Consider the following 24467-nt stretch of genomic DNA (forward strand, 5'->3'; position numbering starts at 1 on the left):
CCAGGTTTCGACGGCCGCGGGCGCCCGGCCACAGCCGCGGCTAGCTGCCTTCCAGCGGCGCGTACATGACGTCCATGTCCCAGCGTGAAAAGCCCAGCCGGTGGTACAGGGCGACGGCCGGGATGTTGTCGGCGTCGACGTAGAGCATGACGGCGTGCAGGCCCTGCTGCTGCAGGTACCGGATCCCGGCAACGGTCAGCGCCTTCCCCAGCCCCGTGCCCTGGGCTGCGGGGACAACGCCGACGGCGTACACCTCGCCGATCGCCGGGTGCTCGCCGTGCCGCGGGTGCACCTTGGTCCAGTGGAAGCCGAGGATGGTCCCGGCGGCGTCGACTGCGAGCAGGAAGCCTGCGGGGTCGAACCAGGGCTCGGCCATCCGCGCCGCCAGGTCTGCGCGCGTCATGCCGCCTTGCTCCGGGTGGTGGGCGAAGGCGGCGCCGTTGGCGGCGAGCCAGCCGGCTTCGTCCTGTCCCGGCTGGAAGCTGCGCAGCCTCACGCCTTCGGGCAGGGGGACGTCGGGGAGGTCCGCGGCGGCCGTCGCGAGCCGCATCTTCCACAGTTCGCGGACCGGGCCGTAGCCGTACCGGGCGGCGAGGTCCGCCGCGGCCTCGTGGTTCCCGTGCGACCAGGCCTTCAGTCCCGCGAAGCCGCGCACCTTCTGCAGTTCTCCGACCAGCCGGTCCGCCACGCCCTGGTTGCGGTAGCTGGGGTGGACTGCCACCTCCAGTACGCCTGTGCCGTCCGGTTCCCCGATGACGACGGCAAAGCCGGCGAGGTCATTGCCGCGTACCGTGCCCGGCGTGCCGGTCCTGGTGTCGTCCCGCCCGGAGTAGTCCGGCGGGTACAGCGCCAGGGCCAGCACCGTGTGCGGGCCGTCGTCACCGGCCCGGAGCGTGACCAGGGTCTGCTCGGACAGCGGCGGGTTGCCGTCGGATTCCTCCGCCGCGGCCACGAGGGCCCTGACGTCGCGCAGCAGCTGTTCGCCGACAGCTCCCTGCACGGTGAGGACTGGCCAGTTCTCCGGATGCGCGGGACTCATGGTGCAAGGCTATACGCCCGCCGCCAAGCGTGCGCGGAGCCGCCGATTTGTGGCATCGGGGGCGGGGCCGTATAGTCGTTAACTCATCCGGCTGATCGGTTCGAGGCTCAAGCCCCGGGACGCAGACGGAGGACGAGGGGGATCCACCACTGGGGTGGCCTCGATACGTTCGACCCGTATGTCCTCCACTAAAGTTACAGAAGAAGCCCCGGACCCTGGTCCGGGGCTTCTTGCGTTCCGGAGCGTTTGGCGGCCGGCGTGCGGAGCTAGGCTTCGGTTAGTTCCTCGTCCGGCTGCCGGACGAGCGTCAGCCGGTAGCCGACGTTGCGCACCGTGCTGATCAGGTTCTCGTGGTCGGCGCCAAGCTTGGCCCGGAGCCGGCGGACGTGCACGTCCACGGTGCGGGTGCCCCCGTAGTAGTCGTAGCCCCACACCTCGGTGAGCAGCTGCTGGCGGGTAAAGACCCGGCCCGGATGCTGGGCGAGGTACTTGAGCAGTTCGAATTCCTTGAACGTCAGGTTCAGGGCGGCGCCGTTGACCCGGGCGGTGTAGCTCGCCTCGTCGATCACTACGCCGGCGGCCCGGATCTCGCTCGGCGTGTCCTCCTGGTCCGGGACCGCCCGGGCGATGCCAAGACGGATGCGCGCCTCCACCTCGGCCGGTCCGGCCGATTCCAGCAGGATGTCGTCGACGGCCCAGGCCGAGGAGACGGCCGCCATGCCGCCCTCGGTCAGGATGAGCATCAGGGGAGCGCTGAGCCCGGTGGCCTTCAGCAGCTGGGTGAGGGAGCGGGCGCCCACCAGGTCCTTGCGGGCGTCCAGCAGGACGATGTCGCAGGGATCGGTGTCCAGCAGTGCCGTCGGTTCGGCGGGCAGGATGTGGACGCGGTGATTGAGCAGTTCCAGCGCAGGCAGGACGTCCACCGATGACCCGGTGCTGTTCGTTAGGAGCAGGATGTGCGACATGGTTCCTCCAAGGGGTGTCCGCGCATCATTGGGCGTCTGCGCCGGGCTTTCACCGGCCGGTACTGTACTTCCGGACGGTGACCTGCCTGCGGCTGCCGGAGGAAGTGTAGCTGAGCCTTGAGTATACCCAAACGGCACTTCGCGGGCACTGTCCCGCCGCTCCGTCCGGACCCTTTTGCGACACAAAACGTTCACATAGGGCAGGATTGAACCGTCGGGGCCTGCAGCTGCCGGCGGAGTCGAGCTGGCCGGGCACGGTCTGCAGTGAGCGAAGGTACCGGTTGATCGTGGCTAAGGTGTTGATGGGCGTCCGCACCGCGGATGCCCTATGGAGGCGGACAGGGGGGAGCGGGCTGTGAGGTCCCGAAGCGTTGGCGTCGTCGGCCTGGCCGGGCTCGCGGCAATCGTCGCCGGCACCTATGCCGCGCCCGGGGCCCTGCTGGCCGTTGCCGCCGTGACCGCCGCCTGCGTCGGCATCGGCTGGCCGCATTTCCTCGGCATCCCGGCCAAGAAGACCCTCGCCGTGCTGATCGGGCTCCCCGGCATCGGATCCGCCGTCGCAGCGAGCTATCTGCCCCCTCCGGGCTTCCTGGACTGGACGCCCGCCTTCGTGGCCGCCGGCGTGATGGCGGTGTTCGTCATGCAACTGATCCGCGGAACCGGCCAGGCCCAGCGCCTGGAGTCCACGCTGGGTTCCTGTGCCGGGGTCCTGCTCTCCTGCCTCGGCGCAGGCTGGATCGCCTCCGCGCGTTTCAACGGGGTCCGGGAGATGCTGCTCATCGCCGCGATCAGCGCCGCGATCGCCCTGCTGGCCGGGCTGATCCGCTGGCCGGACCGGGTCGTCGCCCCGCTGGGCATCGTCCTCGCCGGCCTTGCCGGTCCGCTGGCGGGGCTCGTGCTGTCCGACATCGCCGTCCTGCCCGCGGCCCTGGTCGGCGTCGTCGTCGCCGCCGTCCTGGTCAGCTTCCGCCGCCTGGTGATCATCCGCGGCGCATCCCTGAACTTACCGGCGGTGCTGGGCATGGGCCTGGCGCCCGTCTCGGCGGTCGGCTCCCTGGCTTACTTCATAGACAAACTCCTCATTATCTAAGCGTTAGGATGGCATCATGTCCGTACTTGCATTTGAGATCTTCTTCCTTGTCCTGCTCGCCGTTGCCGGCCTTTCCATGGCCTGGTTCGCCGGCTTCGTGGTGTACCGGCTCTTCAAGGGCCAGAAGTAGACTCCGCCCCCAAAACACCGTCCAGAATCCGTAGTTTCCGGAGGTAGCTGCCGTGCCGATTGAAATTCCTACCGATCTGACGCCCGAAATCGTTCCGCTGTCCTGGCTCATCGGGGAGTGGGAGGGCCGGGGCCGGCTCGGCGCCGGTGAAGAGGATTCCGAGCACTTCCTGCAGCACGTCTCCTTCACCCACAACGGCCTGCCCTACCTGCAGTACCGGGCCGAGTCCTGGCTGACGGACGATGAAGGCGTCAAGCTGCGCCCGCTCACCGTCGAGACCGGGTTCTGGGCCCTTGAGCGGAAGCAGCGCGAGGAAGACGGCGGCCCCGGCCTGATCCCCGCGGACATCGTCCCGGTGCTCAAGAGCGCCGACGAGGTGGAGGAGCTGCGCAACAGCGACGGCGGTTTCGACATCACCGTGTCCATCTCGCATCCCGGCGGCATTTCGGAGTTGTACTACGGACAGATCAAGGGTCCGCAGATCCAACTCAGCACCGACATGGTGATGCGCGGCAGCCACTCCAAGGAGTACACCGCCGCCACCCGGATCTTCGGGCTGGTGGAAGGCCAGCTGCTGTGGCGCTGGGACGTTGCCACCGGAACGGGCTCCACGCCGGGCGCCGGCCTGGAAGCCCACGCCTCCGCAATCCTGAGCAAAGTGTCCTAACCCGCCGCGCCGGCCGGACGCCGGGGTCCCATTGGTTTTCCGTTGGTCCGCAGCGAACGCAGGGAGCACCACCATGAACGACACCTCCAGCGGCACCGGCGGTGCGCCGGCGGAGCCGGGCACCTACAGCGACCTGAAGGCCGTCTTCTTCAACGGCACCCTCAAACGCTCCCCGGAGACCTCCAACACGCAGGGGCTGATCGACATCAGCCGCTCGATCATGGACAAGCACGGTGTCACCACCCGCGTGATCCGCACGGTGGACCACGACATCGCCGCGGGCGTGTACCCGGACATGCGCGAGCATGGCTGGCCGAGTGATGACTGGCCGTCCCTCTATCCGGCGGTCCGGGAAGCGGACATCGTGGTGGTCGCCGGCCCGATCTGGCTGGGGGACAATTCCTCGCAGACGAAAAAGCTGATCGAACGGCTCTACGCGCACTCTGGTGAGCTGAACGCCAAGGGGCAATGGGCGTTCTACCCGAAAGTGGGAGGCTGCCTCATCACGGGCAACGAGGACGGCATCAAACACTGCGCCATGAATGTGCTCTACAGCCTCCAGCACATCGGTTTCACCATTCCGCCGCAGGCCGATGCCGGCTGGATCGGCGCGGTGGGCCCCGGCCCAAGCTACCTGGATGAAGGCTCGGGCGGACCGGAAAGCGACTTCACCAACCGCAACACGACCTTCATGACCTGGAACCTGCTGCACCTGGCCCGGATGCTCAAGGACGCCGGCGGCATCCCCGCGTACGGCAACCTGCCGGAAGCCTGGAAGGCCGGAACCAGATACGACTTCGAAAACCCGGAATACCGCTGAGCGCGGAGGACTTCTACTTCATATGACTACTCCAAGCCCCCTGCTGTCGCGCCCGGGCGCCGTCGAAGCCGCCGGGGCCGACGCCGGCGTCGCGGCCCACTACGGAGCTCCCCTGCGCGAGCAGCGCGCCCTGGCGGCGGGCACCGCCGTCGTCGACCTCTCCCACCGCGGCGTGGTGACCGTCAGCGGACCCGACCGCCTGAGCTGGCTCAACACGCTGTCCTCCCAGCAGCTCACCGACCTCGCGCCGGGCCGGTCCACCGAGCTGTTGCTGCTCAGCGTGCAGGGACGGATCGAATTCGACGCCCGCGTGCTGGACGACGGGGCCACCACCTGGCTGCTCGCGGAGGCGGCCGAAGCCGCGCCGCTGGCCGACTGGCTCAACCGGATGAAGTTCATGCTCCGGGTCGAGATCGCCGATGTGTCCGCCGACTGGGGCGTCGTCGGATCCACCCGGCCGGTGCCGGAATGGTCCGGGCTGCTCGTCTGGGAAGACCCCTGGCCGCACGTCGGTGCCGGCGGCTACTCCTACGCCGTGGCCGGCGAGGACGACCATCCGGGCCTGGAACGGCCCTGGTTTGAATACCTGGTGCCGGCCGACCAGCTGGAGGCCACCGTCGGTGACCGCCCGCTCGCCGGAATCCTGGCCGCCGAAGCGCTGCGGATCGCCGCCTGGCGTCCCCGCTGGGGAGCGGAGACCGACGACAAGACCATCCCGCACGAGCTTGACCTGCTGCGGACCGCCGTGCACCTGGCCAAGGGTTGCTACAAGGGCCAGGAGACGATCGCCCGGGTGCACAACCTGGGCCACCCGCCGCGGCGGCTCGTGTTCCTGCAGCTGGACGGCTCCCAGCACACCCTGCCGGCCGCCGGCAGCGCCGTGAAGGCCGGGGAACGGAACGTCGGAACCGTGACTTCCGTGGCGCAGCACTACGAGATGGGCCCCGTCGCCCTGGCCGTCGTCAAACGCTCCGTCGCCCCCGACGAGGTCCTGACCGTGCTCGACGGCGACGAGTCCTACACCGCTGCGCAGGAACTGATTGTTGCCCCCGACGCCGGTCAGGTCGTCGGCCGCCAGACCGGCTTCCTCCGGGGCCCGCGGTGAACGGCGAGACGGCATCTCCGGCGGACGACGGCGGGAGCGTCTCCCCGGATGATGAGGCCGTGGCCCTGGCCCATACCCTGTTTGACGCCGCCCGCGAAGGCAATTCAACCCTGCTGGGCGGCTACCTGGCCGCCGGTGCCCCCGCGCTGACCAACGCGGCGGGGGATTCGCTCCTCATGCTCGCGGCCTACCACGGCCACGCGGACACGGTGAAGCTGATCCTGGCGCACGGCGCCGACGCCAACACCGCCAACGACCGGGGCCAGACGCCGCTGGCCGGGGCCGTGTTCAAGGGCTACCCGGAGGTCGTGCAGGCGCTCGTTGCTGCCGGCGCCGATCCCGACGCAGGCAGGCCCTCCGCGCGGGCGGCCGCCCAGATGTTCGCCCGGGACGACCTCCTGGCGCTCCTCGGCTGACCGCCGCACACAACCAACAACTTCAGCACGCACCATGCACCCTAAGGAAGCTCCAATGGAACACGTCGCGCGGCCCTGGGCGGCCCTTTGGTCCCTCGTCATTGGCTTCTTCATGATCCTGATCGACACCACCATCGTGTCGGTGGCCAACCCCCGGATCATGGAAGGCCTGAACGCGGACATTAACTCGGTGATCTGGGTGACCAGCGCGTACCTGCTGGCCTACGCCGTGCCGCTGCTCATCACGGGCCGCCTGGGCGACCGTTTCGGGCCCAAGAAGCTTTACCTGGCCGGTCTCGCGGTCTTCACCCTGGCCTCGCTGTGGTGCGGGCTGTCCGGCGATGTCCAGACGTTGATCGAAGCCCGGATCCTGCAGGGACTCGGAGCCGCGATGATGACGCCGCAGACCATGGCCGTGATCACCCGGATCTTCCCGCCGGACCGCCGCGGCGCAGCCATGGGCATCTGGGGCGCGACGGCGGGCGTGGCCACCCTGGTCGGACCGATCCTCGGCGGTGTGCTGGTGGACGGGCTGGGCTGGGAATGGATCTTCTTCATCAACATCCCGGTCGGCATCGCCGGCTTCTTCCTTGCCCTGCGCTATGTGCCGGCCCTCAGCACCCACCCGCACAAGTTCGACGTCCCCGGCGTGCTGCTGAGCGCAATGGGCCTGTTCCTGCTGGTCTTCGGCATCCAGGAAGGTGAAACCTACAACTGGGGGACCATCACCGGGCCGATCACCGTCTGGGGACTAATCATCGGCGGCGTCGTCGTCCTGGCCGCCTTCGTGGCGTGGCAGCGGTTCAACAAGGGCGAGCCGCTCCTGCCGCTGGGCCTGTTCAAGGACCGCAACTTCTCGCTGGCCAACGTCGGCATCACCACCGTGGGCTTCACCGTGACGGCCTTCGGCCTGCCGCTGATCTTCTACTACCAGGTGGTCCGCGGCCTGACCCCGACGCAGTCCGCCCTGATGATGATCCCGATGGCCGTGATCTCCGGCGCCCTCGCGCCCGTCGTGGGCCGGATCGTCGACCGGGTCGACCCGAAGTTCATCACCGCCGCCGGCCTGACGCTGATGTCCGCCGCCCTGTTCTGGAACGCAACCCTGATGCACCCGGACACCCCCATCTGGCTGTTCCTGCTGCCGAGCGCGGTGCTGGGTTTCGCCAACGCCGGCATCTGGGCGCCGCTGAGCTCCACCGCCACCCGCAACCTGCCGCCGCGCCTGGCGGGCGCCGGCTCCGGCGTCTACAACACCACCCGCCAGATCGGTGCGGTCCTCGGCAGCGCCGCCATCGCCGTGCTCATCCAGGCGCGGCTGGCTGCCGAGCTCCCCGCGGCCCCGGGCGGGGCGGGCAAGGCCGAACCGATGGCGTTCGGTGGCAAGCTCCCGGAGGCCCTGCACGAGGGATTCTCGACCGCGATGGGCCAGTCCATCCTGCTGCCTGCCGCCGTGATCCTGCTGGGCGCCGCCGTGGCGCTGTTCTTCGCCAAGCCGCAGCAGCAGGCCTGGGGTACTCCGGGCGCGGTCCCGGCGGAAGCGGGCGCGCGCGCGGTCGCGGAGGATGCCGAGGCCCAGCGGGGCTAGGCAGGCGCCGGCGCGAACCCCCGGCCCGGGGCGGCTAGCCCAGCAGCACGCTGGTGTGGATGCCGCCCGTGGTGAAGCCGAGGCTGCGGGCCAGGGCGAGTGAGCCCTGGTTGCTCACGTCGGTGCGCCACTGCAGTGTCAGGCCGGACGCCAGCGCCTCGTGGGCGGCAATCGAAGCCGCGAGCCGCCCGAGGCCGCGCCGCCGCCATTCCGGGGCGACGAGCACTCCGAGCTGCGCCAGCAGGCCTTCCCACTCGGTGTAGGCCCCGCAGGCCACGGGGGTCCGCCGGCCGTCGTCGACGTGCATGATCGTGAACCGGTGTTCCAGGTCCGCCAAGCCCACCTCGTTGACGTCATCCGGCGGGCAGAGCGCCTCCAATTCGATGGCCTCCGGGTTCCCGTGCGAGACGGTGAGCTCCTCGGAGGGCTGCTGCAGGGGTAGGTCGTCGGCGAAGAACAGCGCCGCGGCCCCGAGCCCGCGGCCGCCGTGCCCTCGGCTCAGGGTCAGCAGGGTCACATGCTGGGCCAGTTCCTCATCGGACAGGCCGGCCGCGGCGTCCAGGGCCCACTGCGGCCCGACGAGCGCTGAGCTGCCGAACAGGCGGATGAACTGTACGCTGCGGGCCGCGTCGTCGGCCCGGGTGAGGCGGCGGCCGCCGGCGGCCGCGAACGCGCCGTCGTCGAACCCCAGACGCCGGGCCCAGGCGAGCTGGATGATGTCAGCGGAACCGGGCGCAAGAGTCATGCACCAACCCTACCCAGCGGCCGCCCGCATCCGGGAAACCCGGGCGGGCGCCGCCGGGACCACCCGGGAGGCAGAGCTCAGCCGAAGAGGACGGCGGCTTCCTCGTAGCGGTGCTCCGGGACGCTCTTGAGGTTGCCGAGGGCGGCGTCGAAGCCCACGTGCACGATGTCGGTGCCGTTCAGCGAGACCATGGTGCCCCAGCGCTGCTCGACCACGGAATCGATGGCTGCCATGCCGAGGCGGGTGGCGAGGACCCGGTCGAAGGCGGTCGGCACGCCGCCGCGCTGGATGTGGCCGAGGACCGTGGCCCGGGTTTCGATGCCGGTTCGGGCCTCGAGTTCGGGGGCGAGCAGTTCGGCGATGCCGCCGAGCCGGGGCCGGCCGAAGGTGTCCAGCCCGCGTTCGGAGTGCGGGGCCTGCTGTCCTTCGGGGACGAAGCCCTCCGCGACGACGACCAGCGGGGCGCGTCCGCGGTCGCGGGCGGAGACGACCCACTCGGTGATCTGTTCCATGGAGACCTTCTGCTCCGGGATCAGGATGGCGTGGGCGCCGGAGGCCATGCCGGCATGCAGGGCGATCCAGCCGACGTGCCGTCCCATCACCTCGGCGATCATGGTCCGGTGGTGGGATTCGCCGGTGGTGCGCAGCCGGTCGATCGCCTCGGTGGCGATCTCCACCGCGGTGTCGAACCCGAAGGTGTAGTCGGTTGCGTCGAGGTCGTTGTCGACGGTCTTGGGCACACCGACGATCTTCAGGCCGGCGTCGGTCAGGCGCTTGGCGGCGGCGAGGGTGCCTTCGCCGCCGATGGCGATGATGGCGTCGATGCCCAGGCGGTCCATGTGGGCCTTGATGACCTCCGGGCCGCCGTTGTTTTCGAACGGGTTGGTGCGGGAGGTTCCGAGGATGGTGCCGCCCTGCTTGGCGATGCCGCGGACCATCGTGCGGGGGATGTCGATGACGTCGCCCTCGACGACGCCCCTCCAGCCGTCCAGGAATCCCACGAATTCGTGGCCGTGAACGGCGATGCCCTTCAGTACGGCTCCGCGGATGACCGCGTTCAGTCCGGGGCAGTCTCCGCCGCTGGTGAGGATTCCAATTTTCATGTCTCGGCTCAAATCCTGGTTCGAAGGTATACAGGCAGAGCGCCACGCTGAGCTCACCTAGAAGTCTACTGGCGCATGTGGGGCAGGACACAAACCGCGTCCGCCGCCCATGGGCATGAACGCCCGATGCCCCCGCCGGGTGGCGGGGGCAGCGGGGAGGCTGCCGGGACTCCGGTGCGGGTCAGGGCCGTCCGGCGCGCCGTTCCAGGAAGGACTCAAGCACGATCGCGTTGCGCTGGTCCGGCAGGACCAGCCACGCGGCGAGATAGAACACGAAGGCCGGGCCGGGCAGCAGGGCGAAGAGCAGGAACGCGATCCGGACGAAGGCGGCGTCGACGTTCAGTTTGGCGGCGATCCCGCCGCACACGCCGCCGAGCCAGCGCTCCGGGCCGCGCTTCAGGCCGAGGCCCCGGACGATGCTGAAGAATTTTTCCATGGTTCAAGACTTCCCGTTCGTAGTGTCTTTGTCACGTCCGCGGGCGGAGAGCAGTCCGCCGACCACCAGCGCGGCGCCGGCGCCGATCATCAGTCCGATCAGCACGTAGGTGCCGTTCAGGGCCACCAGGCCCAGGCGGGAGATGACGGTCAGTGCGGCCAGGGCGATGATGATCAGGCCCCAGACCACGGTGCCCACGCGGGGGCGGGTTGCGTCGGGCTCTGCGGAGCCGGCCGCCGCGTCCGGCAGGTCGGCTGCCGGGTAATAGCTGTTCATGTCAGTTCCCTTCCTTCACGGTGATGTTGCTCAGCGTGCCGGAGACCTTGACGACCAGCCGGGCGCCGGGTTTGTCCGTGTTGTACTCGTTTTCTTGGGTGGTGATGCCGGCGTGGTTGCCGCGGCTGTCGTTCAGGTTGCCCATCGTCATGTCCGCCTCAAGCTGCACGGGGACCGTGGCGGGGATGGCGATCACGACGTTGCTTGCCGTCACGTCCAGCCGCACCACGACGTCGGAGGCCAGCGGCGCGGTCAGGTTCAGCTTGGTCAGGTCCACGGTGCCGGTGGCCCCGGTCATTTCGAAGCCGTCCCGGGCCTGCTCGATGCTGGCGGGCGCCCAGTCGATGTTCTGGAACCGTGCCCGCTCAGTGTAGGGGGCGAGGTTGAAGACGCCGCCAATAATCAGGGCCACCACCGCGAAGAACCCCAGGATGCCGCCGGTCCGGCCCCGGAGTCCGGAGACCAGGATGCCCAGCCCCAGGACGGCGACGCCGCTCGCCCAGGCAACAGCGTCCGTCGCCTCGCCGAGGGAGAAGAGCCCGGCGGCGTCGAGGGCCTTGATCCCGCCGCCGACCAGGAGGGCGAGGCCGGCGGTGACAGCCACGGCCGGGGTGCCGGGGCCCAGGTTGCGGGGCCTCGGGGCGGGGCGCGGGGCCGGGGTGGCCGGGCGGTATCCGCCGGAAGGCGGCGGGGTGTAGCTGCCCCCGGCCGGAGCGGGAACCGGGTGGTAGCCGTGGTCGGTGGCGGAGGCCGGGTGGTACCCGCCGTCGTCGGTGGCGGGAGCGGGCGCGTACCCGGCGTTGGCGGGGGACTCGGCCGCCAACGGCGACGTCCAGCCAGTGCCGGAAGGTGTGGTCCCCGGCGTTCCGGAGCCAGCCGGCGTCGCGGCGGCGCGGGTCTTGTTGCGCTGGGTCAGGTAGTAGATGGCGTAAATGGCCCCGCCGACCCAGAACACGGTCCAGACGAAGGCGCCGAAGCCGTATCGGTCCCAGCCCCAGACGCCGCCGCCCAGGCTGGGGAAGCCGACGAGCGTCGTGACCAGGGCCCCGGTCATTCCGGTGCTCCAGCGGCCGGCGGCTGCCTCCTGGACGTGGATGCGCCCGTCGGGTTCGGGCAGCAGCGCCCAGGCAAGCCCGTAGAGCAGGACGCCGACGCCGGCGAAGACTGTCAGCACGATCAGGATGCCCCGCACAATCAGGGGGTCCACGCCGAGGCGCTGGGCGATGCCGCTGGCGACACCGCCGATCCAGCGCTCGCGGCCCCGGTGGATGCCGTGGCTGCGGATCCAGTCGAAGAAGTTCTGCCCTGCCGCCGGGGTCGGGGCAGCCGGCGGCGGGGTCGGACCCGAGTAGGACGGATACGGGCCGCCAGGCGGGTAGAGCGGCGGAGCGTCGCCGGCGGTGGCCCCGGGGCCGGGCGCGGGCGTGGGCATGCTGCTGGTGGCGTCGGGTGATGTGGAGCCGGCCGGGGTCTCCGGCGTGGTGTGCGAAGCGTCGTCCGGACCGCCTGGAGCGGTCGGGCCCTCATCTGGGTGCGGAGTGTGCGGATTCATACTTCGATCCTCCCGGTCCGTGCGCCGCCGCTCTACTGGGGAAGACCCTGAACGGCCCCTGAGTGGCCCCCGGTTCGGGTCGAAACCTGCTCCGGGAAGCCCCGACCCGTGTTTGGATTGAGCCATGACAACAGCCGTATCCCGCCCGCCGCTGACCCGCGGCGGTGACCGCGTCATCGCGGGTGTCTGCGCGGGCCTCGCCAACCACCTCGGCTGGCCGGTGCGGATGGTCCGGATCGGCATGGTGGTCGCCGCGCTCGCCGGCGGGGCCGGAGTGGCCTTCTACGCCTGGCTCTGGATCATGGTGCCCACCGCGGATGAGAGCGCCACCCGCGGCGCCCGGCAGCCGGCGTCGCCCATTGCCCCGGCGGTGAGTGCACCCGCCGACGGCGGACCCGGCCCCGGCAGCCCCGCGGCCGGTCCGGGAACCTGGCGGGCCCGGCTCCCGGGCATGCCCTATGGCAAGGAAATCCTGCTGGGCGCCGGGCTGCTGCTGGCGGCGGGCATCCTGGTCGCGCGGCTCGCGGGCCTTGACGTCCCGCTCGGAACCCTGATCCCGGTGGCGGCGATCCTAGGCGGCGCGGCGATCGCCTGGATGCAGCTGGATGAAACCCGGCGCGCGGGCATCATGGACAAGGCCAAGGCTGACCAGGCCGGCGGGTGGGCCCGGCTCGCGGCCGGGCTGGGCCTGGTGGTGGCCGGCGTGTTGCTGATGGTCTCCGGCTCCGGCTCCTGGGAACAGACCTGGCTGGCCCTGCTGGCGTCCGTGGCCGTGCTGGGCGGCGTCGCCCTGGTGCTGCTGCCGTGGGGCCTGAAGTTCTGGCGCGACCTCGAGACCGAGCGCGCCGGACGGGCACGGGCGACCGAACGGGCGGAGATCGCCGCCCACCTTCACGATTCGGTGCTGCAGACCCTGGCGCTGATTCAGCGGCGGGCCGGCAACGAGCACGACGTCGTCCGTCTGGCACGCGCCCAGGAACGCGAACTGCGCGGCTGGCTCTACCGCGACCCGGACCGTGGCGCGGGCCAACTCTCGGACCGGATCAAGGAAGCCGCCGCCGAGGTCGAGGACTCCCTGGGCCACGCCGTCGAGGTCGTGACGGTGGGGGACTGCGGCATGACTGAGCGTACGGAAGCCCTCGTCCAGGCGGCCCGCGAGGCCATGCTCAACGCTGCCCGGCACGGCGGCGGGACGGTCTCGGTCTACCTCGAAGTGACCGACGCCGCCGCCGAGGCCTTCGTGAAGGACCGCGGGCCGGGATTTGACCCGGGCTCGATCCCGCCGGACCGCCTGGGCGTCCGGGAATCCATCCTGGGGCGGATGCGGCGCCACGGCGGCACCGCCGCCATCGCCAGCGGCCCCGATGGTACCGAGATGCGGCTCCGGCTGCCGCTCACCGGAGCGGCCGCCCCCAACGGCGTCGGGAACAACGGCGTCGGGAACAACGGCAACGGGACCAATGGCAGCGGCAACACCGGTGCCGGCAACAACGGAGAGGAACCACAGTGAGCAACCAGCCTTTGGGCGACGGCGCGGAGGCCGCGCCGGCCGCGGCCATCCGTGTGGTGATCGTCGACGACCACGCGATCTTCCGGTCGGGGCTGAAGGCAGACCTCGACCCGGACATCCTCGTCGTCGGCGAGGCCGGCACGGTGGAGGAGGCGGTGGCCGTCATCGCCGCGGCAGGGCCCGACGTCGTGCTGCTCGACGTGCACCTTCCCGGCGGGCTCGGGGGTGGCGGGCGCGACGTCCTGGCCGGTTCCGCGGCGCTGCTGGGCACCACCCGCTTCCTCGCCCTGAGCGTCTCTGACGCCGCGGAGGACGTCGTCTCGGTCATTCGCGCCGGCGCGAGGGGCTACGTCACCAAGAGCATTTCCGGGGCCGAGATCAGCGACGCGGTGCGCCGGGTGGCGGGCGGGGACGCGGTGTTCTCGCCCCGGTTGGCGGGGTTTGTCCTCGACGCCTTTGGCACCGCCCCGGCCGAGATCGCCGACGACGAACTGGACCGGCTTTCGGCCCGCGAGCTTGAGGTGATGCGGCTGATCGCGCGCGGCTACAGCTACAAGGAAGTGGCCAAGGAACTGTTCATCTCGATCAAGACGGTCGAGACCCACGTGTCAGCGGTGCTGCGCAAGCTGCAGCTCTCCAGCCGGCACGAACTGACCCGCTGGGCCGCGGAGCGCCGCCTGCTTTAACCCGAAGATGCGCTATCACTTAGGGTCCTCAAAACGTGCTGATGAGGACTAAAAGTGATAGCGCATCGGGGTAGGAGGGTCCTACTTCGCCTTGCCCAGGAACTCCTGCAGGCGGCCGACGCCGGTGGCGAGGTCCTCGTCGCCCAGCGCGTAGGACAGGCGCAGATAACCGGAGGGGCCGAAAGCCTCGCCGGGCACCACTGCCACCTCGACCTCGTCCAGGATCAGCGCCGCGAGCTCGGCCGACGTCGAGGGCCGGACCGGGCCGTTGGCCGTCGGGAACTCCTTGCCCAGCAGTGCCCGCACGTCGGCGTAGACATAGAAGGCGCCCTTGGGCGTGGGGCAGTCCACGCCCTCGATCGCGTTCAGTCCGGCCACGATGGCCCTGCGCCGGCGGTCGAAGGCCACCTTCATCTCATCGACCGCGGTCAGCGGCCCGGATACCGCGGCAAGGGCGGCGATCTGCGGGATGTTGGAGACGTTGGAGGTGGCGTGGGACTGCAGGTTGGTGGCGGCCTTGATGACGTCGGCCGGGCCGATCATCCACCCGACCCGCCAGCCGGTCATGGCGTAGGTCTTGGCGACGCCGTTGAGGATGACCACCTTGTCACCCAGCTCCGGGACGGCGGTGGCGATCGAGGTGAAGGGCATGCCGTCGTAGGTCAGGTGCTCGTAGATCTCGTCCGTGACCACCCAGAGGCCGCGGGATGCTGCCCAAAGGCCGATCTCCCGGACCTGCTCCGGGGTGTAGACGGCGCCGGTGGGGTTGGAGGGGGAAACGAACAGCAGGATCTTGGTGCGGTCCGTGACCGCCGCCTCCAGCTGCTCCACGGTGACCAGGTACTCCTGCTCCGGACCGGCGAAGACCTCCATCGGCACGCCGCCCGCCAGCCGGATCGCCTCCGGGTAGGTGGTCCAGAACGGCGTCGGGACAATGACCTCGTCACCCGGGTCCAGCAGCGTGGCGAACGTGTTGTAGACGGCCTGCTTCCCGCCGTTGGTGACCAGCACCTGGGACGCCTCAGCCTTGTAGCCGGAGTCCCGGAAGGTCTTCTCCGCGATCGCCTGCTTCAGTTCGGGCAGCCCGCCCGCGGGGGAGTAGCGGTGGTACTTGGGCTGGCTGGCGGCCTCGATGGCAGCCTGCACGATGTAGTCCGGGGTGGGGAAGTCGGGTTCGCCGGCCCCGAAACCGATGACCGGCCTGCCGGCAGCCTTCAACGCCTTCGCCTTGGCATCGACAGCCAGTGTGGCGGATTCGGCTATGGCGGAAATGCGCTGGGAAATGCGGGCGGCAGGCATTGCGGGTCCGTTCTTCGCGTACAGCTCAGGGCTGGATGTGGGATTCGACGAAATCTACTCTATGCTGATCTGCGGATCCTCCGGGGTGCCGGGGTCGAATGTGACCCGCGCGGATTTGCGGCCTCACGGCGCGCAAAATAGCGCAGGCATCCAGGGGTGGAACGGGCCGGTTCGACGTGGACGCAGATGTTGCGTAGACTGGTTCTCCGGTGTTGAAAACACGATGATGGCGTGCGCCTCAGGGAAACCTGCGGAACAGTCACGTCCTGGCCGGTTTTCGATCCATAGGGTAGTGGCGCAATTGGTAGCGCAGCGGTCTCCAAAACCGCAGGTTGCAGGTTCGAGTCCTGTCTGCCCTGCGCAAGCTGTTCCGGATTTCGCCGGAACAAGCGCAGCAACCATGGTTCATTCCAGAGCCGGGTGTCCGACATCGCAAGGATGAGTGAGGAACAGGTGACCGAAACGGCTGCCAGCAGCTCTAAGGGCCGCCCCGCCAAGAACGCCCCCAAGGCGGGATTCTTCGCTCGGATTGCACTCTTCGTCCGCCAGGTCATCGGTGAGCTGAAGAAGGTTGTCGCACCCACCCGCAAGGAACTGATCAACTACACACTCGTGGTGCTGGTGTTCGTGGTCATTATGATGGTGATCGTCACCCTGCTGGACCTGGCCTTCGGGACCGGAGTGAGCTGGGTCTTCGGCGGAACGGGCGCCACGGACCGCTAAGGCGACCGGTCCGCAGACTGCGTGGACGCCCGCTAATCCGGGCTTTCCGCGGGGTGTGCGGAATTGAGTCATTTAAATAGGCATGTTAGGCAATGAGGAAGCAGGAGACCAAGTGTCTGAGCAGGAGCTCGAGGTAACTGAGACTGAGCTGGATAAGAGCCAGGACGCCGTGGTGGAAACCTCGGAAGAGTCCGAGGCCGCGTCTGCTGCGCCCGAATCCGACGCCGCCGACGAGACCGCCGCTGAAGCCGACGTCGAAGAGTCCGCTGCCGGCGACGCCGAGGAAGGCGAGGAGGGCGACGCCCTTGCTGCCGCTGCCGCTGCCGCTCCCGTGGACCCCGCCGAAGAGTTCAAGGCCAAGCTGCGCCGCCAGGAGGGTGACTGGTATGTCATCCACTCCTACGCGGGCTACGAGAACCGCGTAAAGACCAACCTGGAAACCCGCATCCAGACCCTGGACATGGAAGATTACATCTTCGAAATCCAGGTTCCGATGGAGGAAGTCGTTGAGATAAAAAACGCTCAGCGCAAGGTCATCAACCGCGTCCGGATCCCCGGCTACGTGCTGGTCCGCATGGACCTGACCGACGCCTCCTGGGGCGCCGTCCGGCACACCCCGGGTGTTACCGGCTTCGTGGGCAACGCCCACAACCCCGTGCCGCTGCGCCTGGACGAGGTCTTCTCCATGCTCGCCCCCGTCTTCGAGGAAGAGCAGGCCGAGAAGGGCAAGCCGGTCAACAAGCAGAACCAGGCTCCCGTGGCCGTCGACTTCGAGGTCGGCGAATCCGTCATCGTCAAGGAGGGCCCGTTCGAGACCCTGCCCGCGACGATCTCCGAGATCAAGCCCGAGTCCCAGACCCTTGTGGTGCTGGTCTCCATCTTCGAGCGCGAGACCCCCGTGACCCTGGCGTTCAATCAGGTCAGCAAGATCTAGCAACACCCACAGAATTCGCCCCGGGCTGCCCGCTTAGCAGCCTTGGAGCGGCCGGCCGCCTCGCCATGGCGGCCAACCACCTGAGGCACGCTCCTGTGTCCCAGGACGTAATTGAGAGAAGGACCCTACATTGGCTCCCAAGAAGAAGGTCACCGGCCTCATCAAGCTGCAGATCCAGGCAGGTGCCGCCAACCCGGCCCCGCCGATCGGTCCTGCGCTTGGCCAGCACGGTGTCAACATCATGGAATTCTGCAAGGCGTACAACGCTGCGACGGAAGCCCAGCGCGGCAACGTTATCCCCGTGGAAATCACGGTCTACGAAGACCGTTCCTTCACGTTCATCACCAAGACCCCGCCGGCTGCAGAGCTCATCAAGAAGGCCGCAGGCGTCGCCAAGGGTTCGGCTACCCCGCACACCGTCAAGGTTGCCAAGCTGACCCAGGCCCAGGTCAACGAGATCGCCTCCACCAAGATGGAAGACCTCAACGCCACCAGCCTCGAAGGCGCCGCGAAGATCATCGCCGGCACCGCCCGCTCCATGGGTATCACCGTCGAGGGCTAGTACCCACCGCTGACGCGGCGCCGGGACCGGGAAACCGACCACGACGCCGGACAGCACCGCCGGGCGACCGGCACCACCTGAACATTGAATGTCGGAAATCCGTCAACAGCCTTCGGATGCCCGACTGTGGCAGGGCCCAGCGCGGTCCGCAGACCACAACTGCACAAGGAGAAAAAGCAGCATGGCAAAGCGCAGCAAAGCATATGAGGCAGCCGCCGCCAAGATCGACGCGGAGAAGTTCTACGCGCCGTTCGAGGCAGTAACCCTCGCCAAGGACACCAACCCGTCCAAGTTCGACGCCACCGTCGAGGTCGCCTTCCGCCTCGGCGTTGACCCGCGCAAGGCCGACCAGATGGTCCGCGGCACGGTCAACCTGCCGCACGGCACCGGTAAGGTCGCCCGCGTCCTCGTCTTCGCCACCGGTGACAAGGCCGAGGCCGCAATCGCCGCCGGCGCCGACTTCGTTGGTTCCGACGACCTGATCGAGAAGATCTCCGGCGGCTGGACCGACTTCGACGCCGCCGTCGCCACCCCCGACCTCATGGGCAAGGTGGGCCGCCTGGGCAAGGTCCTCGGCCCGCGTAACCTGATGCCGAACCCGAAGACCGGTACCGTGACCGCTGACGTCACCAAGGCCGTCAACGACATCAAGGGCGGCAAGATCGACTTCCGCGTCGACAAGCACTCGAACCTGCACTTCATCATCGGCAAGGTTTCCTTCGACGCCGTGAAGCTGGCCGAGAACTACGCCGCCGCACTGGAAGAGGTCCTGCGCCTCAAGCCCTCCGCTTCGAAGGGCCGCTACATCCAGAAGGCCACCGTCGCCACGACGTTCGGCCCGGGCATCTCGGTTGACCCCAACGTCACCAAGGTCCTGACCGAGGCCTAAGCCTCGACGCGGCCCTGCCGCAAGTAGAGAAAGACCGTCCCGCCTCGGCGGGGCGGTCTTTTTTCGTGCCCGGACGGCGGCTAGGCTGACCCGGTGAATGCCGCCTACGTCATTGAACCCCTCCACCTGCCGGAAACGCTGGACGCTCCCGATGCTGCCGAGTTCCTCGAATTCGGCAGGCTCTGCGATGAGCTCACCCTGGAAACCTGGGGCCACCTGGACCGGGTCACACCGGCCGCGGGGCGGCTGCGCTACTGGCGGGACACCCCTTACTCGCGCATGCTGATCTTCTTCGTCCGCGTCGACGGCGAGATGGCTGCCAAATCCTGGATCCGCTTCGAGCTGCAGGAAAACCTCACCCGCGCCCTCCTGCACGTCGCAGTCCGCGACGCCTACGCCGGCCGGGGGATCGGCCGGGCGCTGCTGGAGCACGCCGAGGCCCTCGCCGCCGCCGACGGCCGGACCGTCCTGATGACCTTCACCGAACACCCGGCGGACTTCGACCCCGAGGGACCGGAGGTGATGACGCCGCTGACCGGGACGGGCGCCGTGCCGGCCGCGGCGCGCGGCTCCCGCTTTGCCGCCGCCGCAGGGTACCGGCTGGAGCAGGTCGAGCGGTACAGCTCCCTGGACCTTGCCGCCGCCGCCCCGGAACTGGACCGGCTCGAACGGGAGGCGCTGGCGCGTGCCGACGGATACGAACTGCTGCGCTGGACCGACGACTGCCCGGAGGAGTACGTCGACCAGCTCGCGCAGCTCATGTCCAGGATGAGCACCGACGTGCCCACGGGAGGGCTCAGCTACGACGAGGAGACCTGGGACGCCGCCCGGGTCCGGCACGTCGAGAACACCTGGAAGCAGGCAGGCAACACCTCCCTGGTGACGGCCGCCCGCCACACCGGCAGCGGTGAGCTGGCCGCCTACACCGTGCTCGAACTCGCGCCCGGGAAGCCGTGGCTCGCCGAGCAGGACGACACGCTCGTCGCCGCAGCGCACCGCGGCCACCGCCTGGGCATGCTCGTCAAGATCGCCAACCTGCGGCGGCTCAAGGACTACCCGGCGGTCGAGCGCGTCACCACGTTCAACGCGGCAGAGAACGAGCACATGCTCGCCATCAACGTCGCCCTCGGGTTCCGGCCCGCCGGCTGGGACGGCGAATGGCAGCGCACGCTGCCGGCGCACAGCCCGGCCGAAGGCGGAACCATCGGCTAAACCGCGGGCGGGGCCACCGGTGGCGGGGACGGCGCAGGCTGAGGGGCCGCTCCGCAGCCGCCCGGGAGGGCATGGAATGCGGGCAAAAACCGGCATATGCTGACCCTGAAGGCCCGGCCCCGAGCCGGGCCGGCACCGGCCAGTAGCGCATTGGCCGGTGGAGCATCGGGCGGCAGGATGGCTGGGAACATGCCCGCTATGGAACACGAGGTACGGGTCGAGCAGCTGTGGATCCCGGATTCGCTCGAAGGTGCCGACGCTGCCGACTTTGTCGCCGCCGTCGAAGTCGGGCGCAGGGTCCGGATGCAGACGTGGGGAAGTGACGACCTTGCCTACGCCCCGCTCGAGAAGCTGCTCGAGCTGGCGGACCCCTATGAACGCCAGGTGATCCTGGTGGCCAAGGTCGACGGCGTGATCGTCGGGACCGTGGACATCGCGCTGCCGCTCGCGGACAACCAGGACCTCGCGGAGTTCACGCTGGACATCCTGCCCGAGTACCAGGGCCGCGGCGTCGGCCGGCAGCTGCTGGAGGCCGCCGAGCACCTGGCCCGGGACGAAGGCCGGCACACCATCCTGATCGACACCAACCACCCCGCCGCCACCCTGGCCGACGGCGCCGCCGGGCAGCTCATCCCCGGGTCCGGCCTCGGTTTCGTACCGCTCAAGAGCAGGGAGGTCGAGTTCGCCCAGCACACCGGCTACACCCTGCAGCACATCGAGCAGTTCAGCTCCTGCACCCTCCCGCTGGACAGCAAGCTGGTCGCCGCGCTGCAGGCCGAGGCGGAGGAAGCCAACGCGGGACGCTACCGGCTGCACCACTGGACGGACCGCTGCCCGGATCAGTGGCTGGAAGCCGTTGCGGCCCTGGAAAACAGCGCCGGGGAGGACGGCATCCCGGGCGCCGAGGACGGGGCCCTGGTGTTCGACGGCGGCATCCTGCGCGAGGCCGAGGAGGTCGCCATCGCGCAGGGCCGGCGGACGGTGGTCACCGCCGTCGAGCACCTCGCGAGCGGGACCCTCGTCGGCCTGACCACCATCAGCGTGCTGGCGTTGCGCCCCGACGTCGTCTTCCAGGACGATACGGTCGTGCTGGGCGAGCACCGCGGCAACAAACTGGGCCTGCTGATCAAGGTCGCCAACATGGAACGCCTGACCGAGCAGTTCCCGGACGCGCGGGTGCTCTACACCTGGAACGCGCCGGAGAACCGCTACCTCCTGACGGTCAACCAGCAGCTCGGCTTCACCACCGCGGGGGTCACGGGCATCTGGCAAAAGGAACTGCCGGACCTGCGCCCCAGCGTCAGCTGACCCCGATTTGGAGCATGCCGGGGGCGTCCCGTACCCTAGAAGAACCAAAGACCGTCGGTTGTTGGAAATCCACTCTCCTGAGCATCGCTCACGTCTGCAGTTGTGTGCGGGGGATTCAAGTTGGTTTCCGGACGAAGGACCCTGACATAGGGCGGCCGGCGCAGGTGAACGAAGCAAAGTTCCGCGGTACGACCGCGTCGAGCCAAGCCCCGTGCATCTGCGCGGGGCGTTTTTAGTTTTAGCTCACCTGAGCGGGGACCCGGACAAACCGGCATTATCCCCGGAAGGAGGGTTATGGCAACGCCTAGCAAGGTCTCAGCAGTAGCTGAGATCACTAACGATTTCAAGGAATCGACCGCCGCTGTCCTGACCGAATACCGTGGGCTCACCGTTGCACAGCTAAAGCAGCTGCGTGTTTCTCTCGGCCAGGAAACCAAGTTCTCGGTCGTCAAGAACACCCTTACCGCAATTGCAGCCAAGGAAGCCGGTGTCGAAGCATTCGACGGCCAGCTTGCCGGCCCCACTGCAATCGCGTTCATCAAGGGTGACGCAGTTGCCGCTGCCAAGAGCCTGACGGATTTTGCCAAGGCCAACAAGCAGCTGGTCATCAAGACCGGTTACTTCGAGGGCAAGGCACTGAACGCCAGCGAAGTTGCTGCCCTGGCAGCACTCGAGTCCCGCGAGCTGCAGCTCGCCAAGGTTGCCGGTGTCCTCAAGGCACCCGCCGCCGCTGCTGCACGCATCATCGACGCTCTGCGCCTCAAGCTTGAAGAAGAGAACGGTGCACCGGCAGCTGCCGAAGCGCCCGCCGCTGAAGAAGCCCCCGCAGCAGAAGCTGAAGCTCCGGCCGAAGCCGCAGCTGCCGAAGAGAACTAACTCTCTTACAAACCAGACTCCGGTGCGGGGACACGGCGCATGCCGACCGGCACCACTATAGGAAGGACGCCAACCATGGCGAAGCTCACCAACGAAGAGCTCATTGAAGCTTTCAAGGAACTGACCATCATCGAGCTCTCCGAGTTCGTCAAGCTCTTCGAAGAGACCTTCGAAGTTACCGCTGCTGCGGTTGCAGTTGCCGGCCCCGCCGGTGGCGGCGCTGCTGAAGAGGCTGAAGAGAAGACCGACTTCGACGTCATCCTCGAAGCTGCTGGCGACAAGAAGATCGCAGTGATCAAGGAAGTTCGCGCCATCACCTCCCTCGGCCTCAAGGAAGCCAAGGACCTGGTCGACGGTGCACCGAAGGCTGTCCTCGAAGGCGCCACCAAGGAAGCTGCCGAGAAGGCCAAGGAGCAGCTCGAGGCTGCCGGCGCCACCGTTACCCTCAAGTAACACGGCCCGCCAAGGCTCCCCGGGATACCGGGGATCCGGCCCTTCGGGAAACCCCGTCCACTTCGGTGGGCGGGGTTTCCTGCGTTTTCGGGCACCCGACGGCGGACCCGGGGTGGACAGATGAACTCTGCGCAAACGATTGTCTGCTCTCTTTTCATGGCGGGACTGCGGCCCTAGACTGTGGCATTGTGCCGACCGGCCGCTACCCAAGGAGTCCCCACCATGACTGATCCCTCCACCGCCTTCTCCCGCCGCGCCATGCTCACTGCGGCCCTGGTCGGCGGCGGTGCCGCGGCCGCCGCCTTCTCCGCCCCGGCAGCGCAGGCAGCCCCGGCCAACGGCCGCAAGCAGTTCACCCTGACCGTGCTCGGCACCACCGACCTGCACAACAACGTCTTCAACTGGGATTACTTCAAGGACCTGCCCTACGCCGACGCCGCGGGCAACAAGGTCGGCATCGCCCAGGCCGCGACCCTGATCAAGGCCGTCCGGGCCGAGCGCGGGGCCGCCAACACTCTCACCATCGACTCCGGAGACACGATCCAGGGGACACCGCTGGCCTACTACTTCGCCAAGGTCAACCCGATCTCCGCGACGGTCAAGCACCCCATGGCGCTGGCGATGAACGCGGTGGGCTACGACGCCGTCGGGCTCGGCAACCACGAGTTCAACTACGGCATCCCGATGCTGCGGACCTGGGAGAAACAGCTGGACTTCCCGCTACTCGGTGCGAACGTGCACGACGCCGGCACCGGCCGCCGCGCTTTCACCCCGTACGTGCTCAAGCGGGTTAAGACCGAGAACGGCTGGCTGACCGTCGGCCTCGTGGGCTTCGTAACCCCTGGCTGCGCCCTGTGGGACCGCGACAACGTCCAAGGCAAGCTGGACTTCAACGGCATCGTCGAGGAGGCCAAGACGGTCATCCCCGAGATGAAAGCCGCGGGCGCCGACGTCGTCATCGTCTCCAGCCACTCCGGCGCGACCCCCGGCTCGTCGTACGGCGATGCCCTGCCCTTCCCGGAGAACGCCTCCACGCAGCTCGCCGAAGAGGTCCCGGGAATCGACGCCATCCTGGTCGGACACGCCCACCTGGAGATCCCCGAGCGGTTCGTCACCAACAAGGCCACGGGCCGGCCGGTGCTGCTGACCGAACCGCTCAAGTGGGGGATGCGCGTGGCCGTCATGGACCTGGAGCTGGTCAAGGACCGCGGTCAGTGGCGCGTCGCATCGGCGCACGCGCACCTGCTGGACGCCAAGACGGTCGACGCCGATCCCGCAGTCGTCAGCGCCGTCCAGGCCGGCCACGAGGCAACGGTGAAGTACGTCAACCAGGTGATCGGCACCTCCACCGCACCGCTGAGCACGGTCACCGCCTGCTGGGAGGACTCGGCAGCGATCGATGCAATCAACTACGTCCAGGCGAGCACCATCAAGGCCGAACTCGCGAACGGGCCGGCCGCCGGGCTGCCCGTGCTGTCCATCGCGGCGGCATTCTCCCGTTCAGTGGACGTCAAGGCCGGGCCGCTGACCATCCGGGACGTGGCCGGGCTGTACATCTTCGACAACACCCTGCTGTCCATCAAGGTCACCGGGGCGCAGGTCAAGGACTACCTCGAGTGGTCGGCGCAGTACTTCAAGCCGGTCAGCGGCACCAGCGCCAAGGCCGCGGACGTCACCAACGCCGCCACGGCGCTGGCGCCGAACGGGACCCCGGACTACAACTACGACGTCGTCTACGGCCTGGACGCGCCGCTGGACTACGAGATCGACCTGGCCCGCCCCGTGGGGGACCGGATCCGCAACCTGAGCTACGACGGCGAGCCCCTGCCCGCGGGCAAGGAGTTCGCGATGGCCATCAACAACTACCGGCAGAGCGGCGGCGGCGGGTTCCCCGCGGTCAAGTCCGCCCCGGTGCTCTCGAACAGCCAGCAGGAAATCCGGCAGCGCATCATCGACTACGTCGTGGACCGCGGCACCCTGGATGCGGCGGTGTTCAGCCGGTCCAACTGGCGCCTGACGGTGAACGGCGCGCCGCTGACCGTGACCGCCTGATTCCCGCCCGCACCCCGGCGCGGCGGCCGCC

At 68.7% G+C, this 24467-nt stretch carries 25 protein-coding genes and 1 tRNA gene; 18 read left to right on the forward strand and 8 right to left on the reverse strand.

Going from position 1 to position 24467, the window contains the following annotated elements; translation table 11 throughout:
* Nucleotides 1-40: 40 nt before the first annotated feature.
* Nucleotides 41-1039, reverse strand: coding sequence for a mycothiol synthase (gene mshD / locus ACTWLI_RS09500; protein ID WP_445153662.1), 999 nt, complete (start codon nucleotides 1037-1039; stop codon nucleotides 41-43).
* Nucleotides 1040-1305: 266 nt separating this feature from the next.
* Nucleotides 1306-2004 (reverse strand): winged helix-turn-helix transcriptional regulator, encoded by a 699-nt coding sequence (locus tag ACTWLI_RS09505; protein WP_056737779.1) that lies wholly within the window; start codon nucleotides 2002-2004, stop codon nucleotides 1306-1308.
* Nucleotides 2005-2359: 355 nt separating this feature from the next.
* Here ACTWLI_RS09505 and ACTWLI_RS09510 point away from each other — a divergent pair, with 355 nt between their 5' ends.
* The 6 genes from ACTWLI_RS09510 (at nucleotide 2360) to ACTWLI_RS09535 (ending at nucleotide 7820) form a co-directional block, all read left to right on the forward strand.
* Nucleotides 2360-3094, forward strand: a complete 735-nt coding sequence (locus tag ACTWLI_RS09510) for a permease (protein WP_445153663.1) — start codon at nucleotides 2360-2362, stop codon at nucleotides 3092-3094.
* A 182-nt stretch (nucleotides 3095-3276) separates the two neighbouring features.
* Nucleotides 3277-3891 carry an FABP family protein gene (locus ACTWLI_RS09515; RefSeq protein WP_056737781.1) on the forward strand — a complete coding sequence of 205 codons (615 nt, stop codon included), beginning with the start codon at nucleotides 3277-3279 and terminating at the stop codon, nucleotides 3889-3891.
* Between the two features lie 73 nt (nucleotides 3892-3964).
* The gene (locus tag ACTWLI_RS09520; protein WP_445153664.1) at nucleotides 3965-4711 is read left to right on the forward strand and encodes a flavodoxin family protein; all 747 of its coding nucleotides are present in this window, start codon (nucleotides 3965-3967) and stop codon (nucleotides 4709-4711) included.
* 22 nt (nucleotides 4712-4733) lie between these two features.
* Nucleotides 4734-5816 carry a CAF17-like 4Fe-4S cluster assembly/insertion protein YgfZ gene (ygfZ, locus tag ACTWLI_RS09525; protein WP_445153665.1) on the forward strand — a complete coding sequence of 361 codons (1083 nt, stop codon included), beginning with the start codon at nucleotides 4734-4736 and terminating at the stop codon, nucleotides 5814-5816.
* Nucleotides 5813-6232: an ankyrin repeat domain-containing protein gene (locus tag ACTWLI_RS09530; protein ID WP_445153666.1), complete on the forward strand. Its 420-nt coding sequence runs from the start codon at nucleotides 5813-5815 to the stop codon at nucleotides 6230-6232. The genes ygfZ and ACTWLI_RS09530 overlap by 4 nt, the downstream gene beginning before the upstream one ends.
* Before the next feature lie 55 nt (nucleotides 6233-6287).
* Nucleotides 6288-7820 (forward strand): DHA2 family efflux MFS transporter permease subunit, encoded by a 1533-nt coding sequence (locus tag ACTWLI_RS09535; protein ID WP_445153667.1) that lies wholly within the window; start codon nucleotides 6288-6290, stop codon nucleotides 7818-7820.
* A 34-nt stretch (nucleotides 7821-7854) separates the two neighbouring features.
* Here ACTWLI_RS09535 and ACTWLI_RS09540 read toward each other — a convergent pair whose 3' ends face one another.
* The 5 genes from ACTWLI_RS09540 to ACTWLI_RS09560 all read right to left on the reverse strand — a co-directional run bounded on the left by ACTWLI_RS09540 (nucleotide 7855) and on the right by ACTWLI_RS09560 (nucleotide 11932).
* Entirely contained in the window at nucleotides 7855-8565 is a 711-nt protein-coding gene (locus ACTWLI_RS09540) for a GNAT family N-acetyltransferase (protein ID WP_445153668.1), read from the reverse strand.
* Nucleotides 8566-8642: 77 nt separating this feature from the next.
* On the reverse strand, nucleotides 8643-9668 hold the full coding sequence (locus ACTWLI_RS09545; RefSeq protein WP_056737787.1) for a 6-phosphofructokinase: 1026 nt from the start codon (nucleotides 9666-9668) through the stop codon (nucleotides 8643-8645).
* A gap of 181 nt (nucleotides 9669-9849) precedes the next feature.
* Nucleotides 9850-10104 carry a PspC domain-containing protein gene (locus tag ACTWLI_RS09550; RefSeq protein ID WP_056737788.1) on the reverse strand — a complete coding sequence of 85 codons (255 nt, stop codon included), beginning with the start codon at nucleotides 10102-10104 and terminating at the stop codon, nucleotides 9850-9852.
* A gap of 3 nt (nucleotides 10105-10107) precedes the next feature.
* Nucleotides 10108-10380 (reverse strand): hypothetical protein, encoded by a 273-nt coding sequence (locus ACTWLI_RS09555; RefSeq protein ID WP_445153669.1) that lies wholly within the window; start codon nucleotides 10378-10380, stop codon nucleotides 10108-10110.
* A gap of 1 nt (nucleotide 10381) precedes the next feature.
* Complete coding sequence (locus ACTWLI_RS09560; RefSeq protein ID WP_445153670.1) at nucleotides 10382-11932, reverse strand: PspC domain-containing protein; 1551 nt, start codon at nucleotides 11930-11932, stop codon at nucleotides 10382-10384.
* Nucleotides 11933-12056: 124 nt separating this feature from the next.
* Here ACTWLI_RS09560 and ACTWLI_RS09565 point away from each other — a divergent pair, with 124 nt between their 5' ends.
* Together ACTWLI_RS09565 and ACTWLI_RS09570 are read left to right on the forward strand one after the other, a co-directional pair.
* Nucleotides 12057-13442 carry an ATP-binding protein gene (locus tag ACTWLI_RS09565; protein WP_445153671.1) on the forward strand — a complete coding sequence of 462 codons (1386 nt, stop codon included), beginning with the start codon at nucleotides 12057-12059 and terminating at the stop codon, nucleotides 13440-13442.
* Between the two features lie 53 nt (nucleotides 13443-13495).
* On the forward strand, nucleotides 13496-14128 hold the full coding sequence (locus ACTWLI_RS09570) for a LuxR C-terminal-related transcriptional regulator (RefSeq protein WP_445156154.1): 633 nt from the start codon (nucleotides 13496-13498) through the stop codon (nucleotides 14126-14128).
* Nucleotides 14129-14209: 81 nt separating this feature from the next.
* Here the strand turns inward: ACTWLI_RS09570 and ACTWLI_RS09575 are convergent, their stop codons facing one another.
* Nucleotides 14210-15427, reverse strand: a complete 1218-nt coding sequence (locus tag ACTWLI_RS09575; RefSeq protein ID WP_445153672.1) for a pyridoxal phosphate-dependent aminotransferase — start codon at nucleotides 15425-15427, stop codon at nucleotides 14210-14212.
* A 286-nt stretch (nucleotides 15428-15713) separates the two neighbouring features.
* Between ACTWLI_RS09575 and ACTWLI_RS09580 the strand changes: the two genes are divergently transcribed.
* The 10 genes from ACTWLI_RS09580 (at nucleotide 15714) to ACTWLI_RS09625 (ending at nucleotide 24436) form a co-directional block, all read left to right on the forward strand.
* A tRNA-Trp gene (locus ACTWLI_RS09580) sits at nucleotides 15714-15786 on the forward strand.
* Nucleotides 15787-15865: 79 nt separating this feature from the next.
* Complete coding sequence (gene secE, locus ACTWLI_RS09585) at nucleotides 15866-16150, forward strand: preprotein translocase subunit SecE (protein ID WP_445153673.1); 285 nt, start codon at nucleotides 15866-15868, stop codon at nucleotides 16148-16150.
* Between the two features lie 112 nt (nucleotides 16151-16262).
* Nucleotides 16263-17084: a transcription termination/antitermination protein NusG gene (gene nusG, locus ACTWLI_RS09590; RefSeq protein ID WP_445153674.1), complete on the forward strand. Its 822-nt coding sequence runs from the start codon at nucleotides 16263-16265 to the stop codon at nucleotides 17082-17084.
* Nucleotides 17085-17214: 130 nt separating this feature from the next.
* Nucleotides 17215-17646 (forward strand): 50S ribosomal protein L11, encoded by a 432-nt coding sequence (rplK, locus tag ACTWLI_RS09595; protein ID WP_003803853.1) that lies wholly within the window; start codon nucleotides 17215-17217, stop codon nucleotides 17644-17646.
* 181 nt (nucleotides 17647-17827) lie between these two features.
* Nucleotides 17828-18535 carry a 50S ribosomal protein L1 gene (gene rplA / locus ACTWLI_RS09600; RefSeq protein WP_056737794.1) on the forward strand — a complete coding sequence of 236 codons (708 nt, stop codon included), beginning with the start codon at nucleotides 17828-17830 and terminating at the stop codon, nucleotides 18533-18535.
* A 93-nt stretch (nucleotides 18536-18628) separates the two neighbouring features.
* On the forward strand, nucleotides 18629-19747 hold the full coding sequence (locus ACTWLI_RS09605) for a GNAT family N-acetyltransferase (protein WP_445153675.1): 1119 nt from the start codon (nucleotides 18629-18631) through the stop codon (nucleotides 19745-19747).
* 198 nt (nucleotides 19748-19945) lie between these two features.
* Entirely contained in the window at nucleotides 19946-21055 is a 1110-nt protein-coding gene (locus ACTWLI_RS09610) for a GNAT family N-acetyltransferase (protein ID WP_445156155.1), read from the forward strand.
* Between the two features lie 294 nt (nucleotides 21056-21349).
* Nucleotides 21350-21931, forward strand: a complete 582-nt coding sequence (gene rplJ / locus ACTWLI_RS09615) for a 50S ribosomal protein L10 (protein WP_056737797.1) — start codon at nucleotides 21350-21352, stop codon at nucleotides 21929-21931.
* A 75-nt stretch (nucleotides 21932-22006) separates the two neighbouring features.
* Nucleotides 22007-22384, forward strand: a complete 378-nt coding sequence (gene rplL / locus ACTWLI_RS09620) for a 50S ribosomal protein L7/L12 (protein ID WP_056737798.1) — start codon at nucleotides 22007-22009, stop codon at nucleotides 22382-22384.
* 222 nt (nucleotides 22385-22606) lie between these two features.
* Nucleotides 22607-24436 carry a bifunctional metallophosphatase/5'-nucleotidase gene (locus ACTWLI_RS09625; RefSeq protein ID WP_445153676.1) on the forward strand — a complete coding sequence of 610 codons (1830 nt, stop codon included), beginning with the start codon at nucleotides 22607-22609 and terminating at the stop codon, nucleotides 24434-24436.
* Nucleotides 24437-24467: the final 31 nt, after the last annotated feature.

It is taken from the genome of Arthrobacter sp. Hor0625 (assembly GCF_052567525.1).